Raw genomic sequence first — 13,664 nt, forward strand, 5'->3', positions numbered from 1 at the left:
GCTGAGCCAACCGGCCTCAGACCGTCATGATCTCGGCTTCTTTGGTCACTACAAGCTTGTCGATTTCCGTGACGAACTTGTCCGTCAGTTTCTGAACGTCGTCACCTGCACGGCGCTCGTCATCTTCAGAAATTTCTTTGTCTTTCACGAGCTTCTTCAGTTGCTCGTTTGCATCACGACGTAGGTTACGCACAGCGACCTTGGCCGTTTCTGCCTCGCTCTTGACCACTTTGGTCAGTTCGCGACGGCGTTCTTCGGTCAGCGCGGGCATCGGCACGCGAATCACGTCGCCTTGCGTAGCCGGGTTCAGACCGAGGTCCGACTCGCGGATCGCCTTTTCGACGACCTGGACCATCTTCTTTTCCCACGGCTGCACGCCGATCGTGCGTGCGTCGATCAGCGTCAGATTCGCGACCTGCGAAATCGGCACCGGCGAACCGTAGTAATCGCACTGGATGTGATCGAGCAGGCCCGTGTGTGCACGGCCCGTGCGGATCTTCGACAGGTCGTTCTTGAACGCGTCGATGGAACGCTGCATCTTTTGTTCAGCGCCCTTCCTGATATCAGCCACAGACATTTTTAAACCTCCGAACCTTCAAAACGGTGCGAGCCGGCCAGCGCGCGCACTATGCGGCGGCCTGGGCTCGCGTTAAAGCCCACGTTATGTGAACGAGAGTTTACACGTGGACGAGGGTGCCCTCGTCCTCGCCTTGTACGATGCGCTTGAGCGCACCCGGCTTGACGATCGAAAACACCCGGATCGGCAGCTTCTGGTCGCGGCACAGCGCGAACGCCGTGGCGTCCATCACCTGCAGATTGCGGCCGATGGCTTCGTCAAAGCTGATCGTGGTGTAACGGGTCGCGCTCGGGTCTTTCTTGGGATCGGCCGAATAAACGCCGTCCACCTTGGTGGCTTTCAGCACGACTTCCGCGCCGATTTCCGAACCGCGCAGCGCGGCGGCCGTATCGGTCGTGAAGAACGGGTTGCCGGTACCGGCCGCGAAAATCACGACTTTGCCTTCTTCGAGCTGGCGAATCGCACGCGGGCGGATGTAAGGCTCGACCACCTGGTCCATACGCAGCGCGGATTGCACGCGCGCTTCGATGCCGGCGTGGCGCATTGCGTCTTGCAGCGCCAGCGCGTTCATCATGGTGGCCAGCATGCCCATGTAGTCAGCCGTGGCGCGATCCATACCGGCCGCGCCGCCCGCGACGCCGCGGAAAATATTACCGCCGCCGATCACCACGGCCAGCTGCGTTCCGAGACGGACCACTTCGGCCACGTCCGCTACCATTCGTTCGATGGTCGCGCGATTGATGCCGAAGGCATCGTCGCCCATCAGAGCTTCACCGGAGAGTTTGAGCAGGACGCGTTTATAGGCAGTGGGCATAGAGGTATCCAGATCGCGCAGAACAGGGCAACAACAAGGGACTAATGTAGGGGTGAAATGCTGATTCGGGCAAGCGTCGCCAAATTGACGAACCCTGGGGTCCGCCAGCGGCGTGCGCCGCGAGGGTCACCCGCGTGCAGCCTTGCGGCGCTGCCGACCGCGGCAAAGTCTTGCTCCGCCGCGGGTCCAACAGTACGAACTGAAGCTTAAGCGATACTTATTGTTGCTTTGCAGCAGCGACTTGAGCGGCCACTTCAGCTGCGAAGTCGTCCTGCTTCTTCTCGATGCCTTCGCCGACCACGAACAGCGCGAACTTCTGCACGCTCGCATTGCCAGCCTTCAGCATCTGTTCGATCGTCTGCTTGTCGTTCTTAACGAACGTCTGGTTCAGCAGCGACACTTCCTTCAGGTACTTCTGCACGCTGCCGTCGACCATCTTGGCGACGATTTCAGCCGGCTTGCCCGATTCAGCAGCCTTCTGCTCAGCAATGCTGCGCTCCTTGGCGATCAGATCCGCCGGGACGTCGTCCGACGACAGCGAGACCGGCTTCATGGCGGCGATGTGCATTGCCACGTCCTTGCCGACCTGCTCGTCCGCGCCGGTGTACTCGACCAGCACGCCGATACGCGTGCCGTGCAGGTACGCTGCCAGCTTGTTCGAGGTTTCGAAACGCACGAAACGGCGGATCGACAGGTTTTCACCGATCTTGCCGACCAGCGCCAGACGCACTGCGTCGACCGTCGAGCCGTCCAGCGGCAGTGCCGACAGGGCAGCGACGTCAGCCGGGTTTTGCGTGGCGACCAGTTCAGCGATCGTCTTCGAGAATGCCAGGAAGTCGTCGTTCTTCGAAACGAAGTCGGTTTCGCAGTTCAGTTCGACGAGCGAACCAGCGTTGCCGCCGATGAACGATGCAACCACGCCTTCAGCCGTCACGCGCGACGCTGCCTTGCTGGCCTTGTTGCCCAGCTTCACGCGCAGCAGCTCTTCAGCGCGCGCCATGTCGCCTTCAGCTTCCGTCAGCGCCTTCTTGCATTCCATCATCGGCGCGTCGGTCTTTGCGCGCAGTTCTGCAACCATGCTTGCGGTAATTGCCGCCATCATTTGCTCCTTGAGTTCCGTCTTGTCACACGCCGCCCGGACTTCGATACCGGCGGCAAGAATTCGTTTCAACGTCGCACGTATTTTTTACGGACTACGTTTCAGCACTACTCACAGCACACCACTTTGTCGCGGCTTAAAAAAAGGGGGCCTGTAGAAAGCCCCCTTTTTTGCCGGACACGGGGCAGCTTTACGCTTCCGAGTTGACCTCGACGAACTCGTCGCCGTCACCACCGCGAGCAGCTTGCACCACTTCGTTGACCGCGTTAGCACGGCCTTCGACGATTGCGTCAGCCACGCCAGCCGTGTACAGAGCGACAGCCTTCGAAGCGTCGTCGTTACCCGGGATCACGTAGTCGATGCCTTCCGGCGAGTGGTTCGTGTCGACCACGGCGATGACCGGAATACCGAGCTTGTTCGCTTCGGTAACGGCAATCTTGTGGTAGCCGACGTCGACCACGAAGATCGCGTCCGGAATACCGCCCATGTCTTTCACGCCGCCGATCGACTTTTGCAGCTTGGCCATTTCGCGTTCGAACAGGAGCGCTTCTTTCTTGCTCATGCGTTCGGTTTCGCCAGCTTCCAGCGATGCTTCCATGTCCTTCAGGCGCTTGATCGAAACCTTCAGCGTCTTGAAGTTGGTCAGCATGCCGCCGAGCCAGCGTGCGTTGACGTAAGGCATGCCAGCGCGTTGTGCTTCTTCAGCGATCGTGTCGCGCGATTGACGCTTCGTGCCGACGAACAGGATCGTGCCGCGATTCGCTGCCAGTTGACGCGCGTACTTCAGCGCGTCGTTGTACATCGGCAGCGTCTTTTCGAGGTTGATGATGTGAATCTTGTTGCGATGGCCGAAAATGAAGGGGGCCATCTTCGGGTTCCAGAAGCGCGTTTGGTGACCGAAGTGGACACCGGCTTCCAGCATTTGACGCATGGTAACTGCCATGAAAATCTCCGCGAGGGTTGGGTCTTAAGCCGGCTGCCGTATCTGCCGCGCTGCCGTTCTGGCTGAACGCGACGGACACCCTGGGTGCGCCGGCTTGCGAGTCTGCTGCCTTGGTGCTGCCTTACCTGTAGCGCAGGCAACTATCGCTACGAGGCGCCTTTCCTGTCAGTTTGCGCTCATCAGAGTGACCAATAGAGCAACAAAATAAGACAGAGATCGACTTAGCCAAAGATTATAGCACGTGACTATCGGCCGACTCAACCTGCGCGGTAGCTCCCGTTTGCCGCAGGCGGGTTGCGCCTATACGCCCACCACCATATTGCAAAACCGTGGCAAAACCCTGCGGCAGCGGGAATATGGTGCGATAATCTTGCAATAAATCGCATTTCAGGCCCGACTCATGGCTATTACGCTCAAAAACGAACACGATATCGCGCAGATGCGCGTCGCCTGCAAGCTCGCTAGCGAAGTGCTCGACTACATCACGCCGTTCGTCACGGCCGGCATCACGACCGGCGAACTCGACCGGCTATGTCACGAATACATGCTCCAGGTGCAAGGCACGGTTCCGGCGCCGCTGAATTATCAGCCGCCCGGCTACCCGCCTTACCCGAAAGCCACCTGCATTTCGGTCAACGACGTGATCTGCCACGGTATTCCGGGCGACAAGACGGTGAAGAACGGCGACGCCCTGAATATCGACGTCACGGTGATCAAGGAAGGCTATTTCGGCGACACCAGCCGGATGTTTATCGTCGGCGAAGGCTCGATCATGGCGAGGCGCCTCGTGCAAACCACCTTCGAATGCATGTGGCTCGGCATCGATCAGGTGCGCCCAGGCGCCCATCTCGGCGACATCGGCTACGCCATCCAGAAGCATGCCGAAGCGCAAGGCTACAGCGTGGTGCGCGAATATTGCGGCCATGGCATCGGCACGGTGTTTCACGAAGACCCGCAGATTCTGCACTACGGCCGTCCCGGCACCGGGCTCGAGCTGCAAACCGGCATGATCTTTACGATCGAACCGATGATCAACGCCGGTCGGCGCGATATCCGCACCATGCCGGATCAGTGGACCGTCAAAACCAAGGACCGCAGCCTGTCGGCACAGTGGGAACACACCGTGCTCGTCACCGAAACCGGTTACGACGTGCTGACTGTCTCGGCTGGCACGCCCTCGCGTCCGCCGGTTGTCGCAGCCACGGCCTGAACGACTTCCGCCCCCACCCGCCCGCCTGCCAATGAGTAGTGTTCCAGCCGTCGCCCAATCCCATGCCACGTCGCTCAAGGCGGACTACAAAGTGGCCAAAGCCCAGTTGCTGGAACGCTTCAAGACAGCCTCCAACGTCGACTCGCTGATGGCCGCCCTGGCGCGCGCCACGGACGAGTCGCTGCGCGCCGCCTGGAATACCTGCGAGTTGCCGCCCGAGTTGGCCCTGCTCGCGGTCGGCGGCTATGGGCGGGGCGAACTCGCGCCGCATTCTGACATCGACATTCTCGTCTTGCTGCCCGACGCGCCGATCGCGCATCTGGAAGCACGCATCGAGCGTTTTATCAGCCTCGCGTGGGATTTGGGGCTCGAACTCGGCAGCAGTGTGCGCAGCGTGGTGCAGTGTGTCGAAGAAGCCGCGAACGACGTCACCGTGCGCACCTCGCTGCTCGAAGCTCGGCGCATTACAGGCAGCACCCTGCTTTTCGACGACTTTGCGAAGCGCTACCGCGAAACGCTCGACCCGCGCGCGTTCTTCCAGGCCAAAGTGCTGGAAATGCGTCAGCGGCACGCCAAATTTCAGGACACGCCGTATGCGCTCGAGCCGAACATCAAGGAAAGCCCGGGCGGCCTGCGCGATCTGCAGCTGATTCTGTGGATTACCCAGGCAGCTGGCTTCGGCAGCAGCTGGCGCGAGCTCGAAGCACGCGGCCTGATCACCGAGCGAGAAGCGCGCGAACTGCGCCGCAACGAAGGCTTCCTGAAAACGCTGCGCGCCCGCTTGCATGTGATCGCCGGCCGTCGTCAGGACATTCTGGTGTTCGACCTGCAAACGCCGGTGGCCGAAAGCTTCGGCTATAAGCCAACGGCGACCAAGCGCGCCAGCGAACAGCTGATGCGCCGCTATTACTGGTCCGCCAAAGCCGTTACGCAGCTGGCCACGATCCTGATCCAGAACATCGAAGCGCAGCTCTTCCCGAACACGAGCGGCATCACGCGCGTGCTCTCGGACCGTTTCGTCGAGAAACAAGGCATGCTGGAAATCGCCAGCGACGACGTCTTCCAGCGCGAGCCGAACGCGATCCTCGAAGCTTTTCTGCTCTACGAACAGACGCCGGGCGTGAAGGGTTTGTCGGCGCGCACGCTGCGCGCAATCTACAACGCCCGCGACGTGATGGACCAGCATTGGCGGCGCGATCCGGAAAACGGTCGCCTGTTCATGGACATCCTGAAGCAGCCCGCCGGCATCACGCACGCGCTGCGACTGATGAACCAGACCAGCGTGCTCGGGCGCTATCTGCTGAACTTCCGGCGCATCGTCGGGCAGATGCAGCACGATCTGTATCACGTCTATACGGTCGATCAGCACATCCTCATGGTGCTGCGTAATCTGCGCCGCTTCGCGGTCGCCGAGCACGCGCACGAATATCCGTTCTGCAGCCAGTTGATCGCCAATTTCGACCGGCCGTGGGTGTTGTACGTGGCGGCGCTGTTTCACGACATCGCCAAGGGCCGCGGCGGCGACCATTCCACGCTCGGGATGGCCGACGCGCGGCGCTTCTGCCGCAACCATGGCATCGAAGGCGAGGACGGCGAACTGGTCGTCTGGCTGGTGCAGCAGCATCTGACCATGAGCCAGGTCGCGCAGAAGCAGGATACGAGCGACCCCGAAGTCATCAAGCGCTTTGCCGAACTGGTCGGCAACGAGCGCTGGCTCACCGCGCTTTACCTGCTGACCGTGGCCGACATTCGCGGCACCAGCCCGAAAGTCTGGAACACGTGGAAAGGCAAGCTGCTCGAGGACCTCTACCGCGCAACGTTGGCGGTGCTCGGCGGCGCACGGCCTGACGCGCATTCGGAACTGAAATCGCGCCAGGAAGAAGCGCTTGCCCTGCTGCGCCTCGAAACCGTGCCGGAAGGCGCGCAAAAGGCGCTGTGGGACAAGCTGGATATCGGCTACTTCCTGCGCCACGACGCCGCGGATATCGCGTGGCAGACCCGTGTGCTGTACCGGCACGTCGAAACCGCGACGCCGATCGTACGGGCGCGTCCTTCGCCGATCGGCGAAGCGCTTCAGGTGCTGGTGTATGTGAAAGACCAGCCCGATCTGTTCGCCGGCATTTGTGCGTATTTCGACCGCAATGGCTTGTCGGTGCTCGATGCGCGGGTCAGCACGACCCGCCACGGGTACGCGCTCGATAATTTCCTCGTCGCGCATACCGAAGAAGACGTGCATTATCGCGATATTGCCAATCTGGTCGAACAGGAACTGACCGCACGCCTCGCCGGTGACGGCACCCTGCTTCCGGGACCGTCGAAAGGCCGGTTGTCACGGCTGTCGCGGACCTTCCCTGTGACGCCGCGCGTCGATCTTCGGGCCGACGAGCGCGGCCAATATTACATCCTGTCCGTGTCTGCGAACGACCGGCCAGGCCTTCTTTATTCAATCGCGCGCGTGCTGGCCGAGCACCGGGTCGGCGTCGCGTCGGCGCGGATCAATACGCTCGGCGAACGTGTCGAAGACGTGTTCCTGCTGGATGGACACGGTCTGTCGGACAACCGCCTGCAAATTCAGGTCGAGACCGAACTGCTGCGCGCGATTGCAGTGTGAGATTTCATGCGAGTCAAATTAACAGCCAAGCACCCGCGGCCGGCTTCGTCCGAACGCGCCCCTGTCCGTACCGGAAGCAATTCGGCGCGTAAGCCGACGCGTCCGACCGGGCCACGGCCGTCTACGCCGACGGCCGGGTTTAACGGGGCGCGGGGCGAAGGCGCTGGCGCAGCGGGTGGCGGCAAGCGGCCGGCGGGTGCAGGCAAGCCGGCAGGCGCCGGGGCGCGTGCGCCACGGGCTGAAGGATCGTTTTCCCGTGAGCGGGATGCGGGTGGTGCCGGCGCTGCGCGCCGGGCGCCGTCGGATCGTCCGCCGCGGCGCGAAGGGGCCGGCGGTGCGCCGCGCCGTTTCGAGGGCGGCGGCGATCGTGCGCCGCGTCGGGACGATGGTGAGCGTGCGCCGCGCCGGTTTGAAGGTGGTGGCGATCGTAGCGAACGTGCGCCGCGCCGTGCTGACGGCGAACGTAGCCAGGGCGCTCCGCGTCGATTTGAAGGTGGCGGCGATCGTGCGCCGCGTCGGGATGAGGGCGCTCGTGCGCCCCGTAAGTTTGAAGGTGGCGGTGATCGTAGCGAACGCGCTCCGCGCCGTGCTGACGGTGAACGCCCTCAAGGTGCTCCGCGCCGGTTTGAGGGCAACGACCGTGCGCCGCGTCGAGACGATGGCGAGCGTGCGCCCCGTAAGTTTGAAGGTGGCGGCGATCGCAGCGAACGTGCTCCGCGCCGCGCTGACGGTGAACGCAGCCAAGGTGCTCCGCGTCGGTTTGAGGGCAGCAGCGACCGTGCTCCGCGTCGTGACGTTGGTGAACGTGCACCTCGCAGGTTTGAAGGCGGTGGTGATCGCACTGAACGCGCCCCGCGTCGCGCTGACGGTGAACGCAGCCAAGGCGCTCCGCGCCGGTTCGAAGGTGCCAGCGAGCGCGGCGAGCGCACACCCCGCAGTTTCGAAGGCAACCGCGCCCCGCGCCGCGACGACGGCGAACGCCGCCCGTTCAGCGGTCCGCGCCCGGGTGCAGGCCGTCAGTCGGAAGGTGGACCGCGTGGCGAGCGTCCGGCGCATGACGCCTCGGATCGGCCCCGCTTCGGCAGCGACCGCGGCGCCCCGCAGGAGCGCCGTACCGGCGAGCGCGGCCCGCGCAGCGACAGCGCAGCACCGCGCCGTTTTGACGGCGAGCGTGGTTCCTCCGAGCGTGGCGAGCGCACTTTCGCGAAGCCCGTCAAGAGCGGCTACAGTGACCGCACGGACCGTCCGGCACGCGCACCGCGCGACGACCGCGGCGAACGCGCCCCAGCCAAACGTGAATTCGGCGATCGTCCGCCGCGTGCCGGCGAACGTAACGAACGTAGCGAGCGGGGCGAGCGCCCTGCTCGCAGCTTCGACAAGGCGCTGCCGGCCGCCGGCCGCCGCTTTGGCGACGACAACCGCCCCGCCCGTGCCGACAAGCCGCGTGGCCCAGCTCCCGCAGCCAGAGCCGAACGCAACGATGACGCCGATGCCGCTCCGCGCACGCCGCGCCGTGATTACGAAGACGCACCGGGCACGCTGCGCCTGTCCAAGCTGATGTCGGAACTCGGCCTGTGCTCGCGCCGCGAAGCCGACGAGTGGATCGAAAAAGGCTGGGTGCTGGTCGACGGCGAGCGGATCGACACGCTCGGCACCAAGGTTCGCCCGGATCAACGCATCGAGATCGACCCCGCCGCCGAAGCCGCGCAAGCGAGCCAGGTGACGGTCTTGATCCACAAGCCCGTGGGCCTCGTATCGGGCCAGGCGGAAGACGGCTATCAACCGGCGATCACGCTGGTCACGCCGGAAAATCGCTGGGATGGCGACACTTCCGACATCCGCTTCTCGGTCTCGCATCTGCGCCAACTCGCGCCGGCAGGCCGCCTCGACATCGATTCGACGGGCTTACTGGTGTTGACTCAGGACGGCCGCATTGCCAAGCAGCTGATTGGCGGCCATTCGGAGATCGACAAGGAGTATCTGGTGCGCGTGTCGTTCGGCGAGCACACCACCGACGTCGAAAGCCACTTCCCGCCGGAAAGCCTCGCGCTCCTGTGCCACGGCCTCTCGCTCGACGACGTGCCGCTGAAACCCGCCCAGGTCAATTGGCAAAACGGCGAGCAACTGCGCTTCGTGCTGCGCGAAGGCAAGAAACGCCAGATCCGCCGGATGTGCGAGCTGGTCGGCCTCGAAGTAATCGGCCTGAAGCGCGTGCGGATGGGTCAGGTCATGCTGGGCGCACTGCCGCCGGGTCAATGGCGCTATCTGTCGGCGGACGAGTCGTTCTGATGCGGGGAGCTTGACGCTCAGATACGTTCGCCCAACAAAAAACCCACGTGAAAACGTGGGTTTTTTTATGCCTGCAACGCACGCGCGCAGAACACGGCAGCCTCAGTCGTCGCTATTCGGATCCATATCCGGAAACAGAACTTCCGTGAAACCGAACTTCGCGAAATCGTTGATCCGCATGGGGTATAGCTTGCCGATCAGGTGATCGCACTCATGCTGCACGACACGCGCGTGAAAGCCCTCGGCGACGCGGTCGATCGGCTTGCCGTATTGATCGAAGCCGTGGTACTTGATCATCGAAAACCGGCTCACGGCGCCGCGCAGGCCCGGCACGGACAGGCAACCTTCCCAGCCCTCTTCCATATCCTGCGACACCGGCGTGATGGTCGGGTTGATCAGCACCGTCTCCGGCACCGGCGGCGCATCCGGATAGCGTTCGTTGTGCCCAAAACCAAAGATCACCACCTGCAGATTGACGCCGATCTGCGGCGCGGCGAGCCCCGCGCCGTTCGCGTCGTGCATGGTCTCGAACATGTCTTTGATGAGTTCATGCAACTCGGGGGTGTCGAAGTGGTCGACCGGGTCGGCAATTTGCAAAAGGCGCGGATCGCCCATCTTGAGAATTTCGCGGATCATAACTGCCCCTCCAGGAGCTTACGCATACCATCTTCGTCGAGTACGGGAACGCCGAGTTCCTCGGCTTTCGCCAACTTGCTGCCCGCTTCGGCCCCCGCCACCACGTAGTCCGTTTTCTTCGACACCGAACCGGCCACTTTCGCACCGGCCGCTTCGAGCATTTCTTTCGCCTCTTCACGGGCGAGCGTCGGCAAGGTGCCGGTCAGGACGACCGTCTTGCCGGCCAGCACGCCTTGCGGCGCCTTTGGTGCGGGCGGTCCTTCCGGCCAGGTGACCTTGCCCGGTGCGCGGAGTTGCTCGATCACCGTGCGGTTGTGTTCTTCGGCAAAAAACTGATGAAGCGACTCGGCCACCACAGGGCCCACGTCGTTCACCTCCAGCAATTCTTCGACCGAGGCGTCCATGATCGGATTCAGCGAGCCGAAATGCTTGGCGAGATCTTTCGCTGTCGATTCACCCACATGCCGGATACCGAGCGCGTAAATAAAGCGCGCCAGCGTGGTGTGCTTGGCTTTTTCCAGCGAGTCGAGCAGATTCTGCGCGGACTTTTCAGCGAAGCGATCGAGTTCAGCGAGTGTCGCAAAGCCGACGTTGAACAGATCGGCCGGCGTGCGCACCAGATTCTGCTCGACGAGCTGATCGATGATCTTTTCGCCGAGCCCGTCGATATCCAGCGCTCGCCGCTGCGCGAAGTGCCACAGCGCCTGCTTGCGCTGCGCCGGGCAGAACAGGCCACCCGTGCAGCGCGCAATCGCCTCGTCCGGCAGGCGTTCGATGCTCGAGCCGCACACCGGGCACTGCGTGGGCATGACAAACTCGCGGGCGTCGTCCGGGCGGCGGTCGAGCAACGCGCTCACCACTTCGGGAATCACGTCGCCCGCGCGCCGCACGATCACCGTGTCGCCGATGCGAATATCCTTGCGGCGCACTTCGTCTTCGTTGTGCAACGTTGCGTTCGTGACCGTGGCGCCGCCGACGAACACCGGCTCCAGCCGCGCAACCGGCGTAATCGCACCGGTGCGGCCCACCTGAACGTCGATGGCCAGGAGTTTGGTCAGCGCTTCCTGCGCCGGGAATTTGTGCGCCAGAGCGAAACGCGGCGCGCGCGAGACAAAGCCGAGCGCGTCCTGCTCATCGCGCCGGTTGACCTTGTAGACGACGCCGTCGATATCGTAAGGCAGCGTATCGCGCTTTTCGCCCACCGCGTGAAAGAACCCCAGCAAGCCTTCGGCGCCCTGCACCACCGCGCGCTCGCCATTCACCGGCAAGCCGAGTTCCTTGTACCAGTCCAGCAGTTCGCTATGCGTGGCCGGCATTTCAATGCCTTCGACCACACCGATTCCATAAGCGAAGAACGACAGCGGCCGTTGCGCAGTGATCTTCGAATCGAGCTGCCGCAAACTGCCCGCCGCAGCGTTACGCGGATTAGCGAACTCCTTCTGCTCAGCGGCCCGCTGGCGCTCGTTCAGGCGCTCAAAATCGCGCTTGAACATGAGCACTTCCCCGCGCACATCGAGCACCTGCGGCACGCGCTTGCCCTTGAGCTTGAGCGGAATGGAACGGATCGTGCGGACGTTTTCGGTGACGTTCTCGCCCGTGGCGCCGTCGCCGCGCGTGGACGCCTGGACGAAGGTGCCGTCGACGTAACGCAGCGAGATGGCAAGGCCGTCGAACTTCAGTTCAGCAGCGTAATCCACCGGCACAGGCGGTTCGCTCGCGTTCTTGCCGAGCGCGTCTCCGACGCGCTTGTCGAACGCGACGATATCTTCGTCGGCAAAACCATTGTTCAGCGAGAGCATGGGCTGATCGTGCACGACCGGCTCGAAGCCGCTCGACGCCTCGCCGCCCACGCGCTGAGTGGGTGAATCCGGCACGATCAGGTCCGGATGCTCCGCCTCGATTCGCTCCAGTTCCTTGAACAGCTTGTCGTACTCCGCGTCCGGCAGGTCGGGCTGGTCTAGCACGTAGTACGCGTAATTGGCGCGTTCGAGTTCCGCGCGCAGCCACGTGGCCCGTTCGGCGGGCGTGCTGGTTGCAGGGTTGGAGGCGGGGGTTCGGGCCATGCTGTCGGAAGCTTCTTTAAAGGAATTCAGACATTGGATTATCGCAGGAAGCGTGCCCCTTTACATCGGCCGAACGGCCAGTTTCGTGCGTTCGTTATTCCGCCCCAGACGCCGCCCCAAACGCCAACGGCCGCACACTGTGCGGCCGTCGAATACTGCGCGATTGCGAAGCCCTTACTGGCTGAACAGACGTCGCGTGGCCGGCGAACCCGCCGGAATACCCGCCTGTTCGAGCTTCGCGTAAAGCGTCATCAACTGCTTTTCGATCGCCAGCAGCGCGGTTTCCGGCAGCGGCCGGCGTCCGTCGTCGACCACCCGGCCGCCAATACGCTCAGCCAACGATTTCGCGTAGTCGCACATCAGGCGGAACGGCAGGATGTCTTCGTCCGCGACCGGCACATCCAGCACCAGCGTGATCATCTGGCCGCCCTTGTAGGTCAGGTCGTCGCGCAGGAAATTGGTGTCGCCGAATTGCAGCATGAAGACCGGGCTCTGCTTCGCGTCGAGCTTGACGAAGCGCGTGCCGTCGCGCGAGAGCAGCAAGCCGTCTTGCGACGCGACGGCCTGGACATAATTGGCCGACCACGGCGCGCCGTCGGAGAGCACGTTGATCGACAGCTGCGCATCGCACTGCGCGGCGAAGCCGTCGAGCTCGCGCGCCATCGCGACCGTTTCGAGCATGTCGGGAAATTCCGGCGACGCATCGAGCGCGTCGGCAAACTGCTGCACGCCGGTCACGAACTCGGAGAACTCCAGTTCGTTGAGCGCGCCACTCCGATTGGCCAGTTGCGCGGCCGCGCGGAGCTCTTCATAGCGCGCGCCGTTCTGCAGCAATTCCCACGCGCCGCCTTCGAGCTTGCCTTCGATATGCACCGGCTTGCTGCCGGCGCGGCGCAGACGCTGCGCGAGCGGAATCACCTTGTCGCCGGCCACCGGGCCGTTCAAACGAATCGGCACGATGCAGTCGATGCGGCGATCGACGATAGCCGGCGGCGCCGACGAAATCGTCGTGGCAGCGGGCAGGATCGGCTCATCGGCCGTCGCGGCATGGCCGCTTTCGGCTTCAGCAATGCCTTCCGCTTCTGGATAGCCATTCGGCGTAGTCGTCTCGGCCTGAATATCGGCCGGCGTATCGAGCGGCGGGGCGGTCGCGCCAAAAGTCGGTTCGACGCGCGCCGCCGAGGTTTCCGCCGCCTGCTCCGAACCCACTACCGGCTCGCGCCGCGTGATCGGCCGGGCCGGTTCGATAAACGGGCTCTGCTCCTCCTGATCGTCCCGCGCGAAACTTTCGGCGGTATCGGCCGGCATTGGACGCGGCATCTTGCGGCGCACCTTCGCGCCTTGCCATGCGTTGTACACGACCACGCCCCCGACCACCACGGCACCCGCGCCGATCAAACCGAGTGTCAACTCGTCCATGCA

At 63.3% G+C, this 13,664-nt stretch carries 10 protein-coding genes; 3 read left to right on the forward strand and 7 right to left on the reverse strand.

The annotated features are described in order from the left end of the window. Window positions 1-16: 16 nt before the first annotated feature. From frr to rpsB, 4 genes are all read right to left on the reverse strand, one after another. Complete coding sequence (gene frr / locus BM438_RS05555) at window positions 17-577, reverse strand: ribosome recycling factor (protein WP_054035184.1); 561 nt, start codon at window positions 575-577, stop codon at window positions 17-19. Between the two features lie 100 nt (window positions 578-677). Next, window positions 678-1,391: a UMP kinase gene (gene pyrH / locus BM438_RS05560; RefSeq protein WP_011488865.1), complete on the reverse strand. Its 714-nt coding sequence runs from the start codon at window positions 1,389-1,391 to the stop codon at window positions 678-680. Between the two features lie 217 nt (window positions 1,392-1,608). Then, window positions 1,609-2,490 carry a translation elongation factor Ts gene (tsf, locus tag BM438_RS05565; RefSeq protein ID WP_028199372.1) on the reverse strand — a complete coding sequence of 294 codons (882 nt, stop codon included), beginning with the start codon at window positions 2,488-2,490 and terminating at the stop codon, window positions 1,609-1,611. 190 nt (window positions 2,491-2,680) lie between these two features. Then, window positions 2,681-3,433: a 30S ribosomal protein S2 gene (gene rpsB, locus BM438_RS05570; RefSeq protein WP_054035183.1), complete on the reverse strand. Its 753-nt coding sequence runs from the start codon at window positions 3,431-3,433 to the stop codon at window positions 2,681-2,683. A gap of 400 nt (window positions 3,434-3,833) precedes the next feature. On the opposite strand from rpsB, the gene map reads away from it, so the two are divergent. The 3 genes from map to BM438_RS05585 are packed head-to-tail and all read left to right on the forward strand — an operon-like array spanning window position 3,834 to window position 9,543. After that, window positions 3,834-4,643, forward strand: coding sequence for a type I methionyl aminopeptidase (gene map / locus BM438_RS05575; RefSeq protein ID WP_093633335.1), 810 nt, complete (start codon window positions 3,834-3,836; stop codon window positions 4,641-4,643). 31 nt (window positions 4,644-4,674) lie between these two features. Beyond that, entirely contained in the window at window positions 4,675-7,254 is a 2,580-nt protein-coding gene (locus BM438_RS05580) for a [protein-PII] uridylyltransferase (protein ID WP_093633336.1), read from the forward strand. Window positions 7,255-7,260: 6 nt separating this feature from the next. Continuing rightward, the gene (locus BM438_RS05585; protein WP_093633337.1) at window positions 7,261-9,543 is read left to right on the forward strand and encodes a pseudouridine synthase; all 2,283 of its coding nucleotides are present in this window, start codon (window positions 7,261-7,263) and stop codon (window positions 9,541-9,543) included. 102 nt (window positions 9,544-9,645) lie between these two features. Here BM438_RS05585 and def read toward each other — a convergent pair whose 3' ends face one another. The 3 genes from def to BM438_RS05600 form a co-directional block, all read right to left on the reverse strand. Beyond that, complete coding sequence (gene def / locus BM438_RS05590; RefSeq protein ID WP_093633338.1) at window positions 9,646-10,179, reverse strand: peptide deformylase; 534 nt, start codon at window positions 10,177-10,179, stop codon at window positions 9,646-9,648. After that, window positions 10,176-12,242: an NAD-dependent DNA ligase LigA gene (gene ligA, locus BM438_RS05595; protein ID WP_093633339.1), complete on the reverse strand. Its 2,067-nt coding sequence runs from the start codon at window positions 12,240-12,242 to the stop codon at window positions 10,176-10,178. Before ligA ends, def begins: the two co-directional genes overlap by 4 nt. A gap of 174 nt (window positions 12,243-12,416) precedes the next feature. After that, complete coding sequence (locus tag BM438_RS05600; RefSeq protein WP_093633340.1) at window positions 12,417-13,661, reverse strand: cell division protein ZipA C-terminal FtsZ-binding domain-containing protein; 1,245 nt, start codon at window positions 13,659-13,661, stop codon at window positions 12,417-12,419. Window positions 13,662-13,664: the final 3 nt, after the last annotated feature.

It is taken from the genome of Paraburkholderia aspalathi, from assembly GCF_900116445.1.
In the GTDB taxonomy this organism is placed as follows: Bacteria; Pseudomonadota; Gammaproteobacteria; order Burkholderiales; family Burkholderiaceae; genus Paraburkholderia; species Paraburkholderia aspalathi.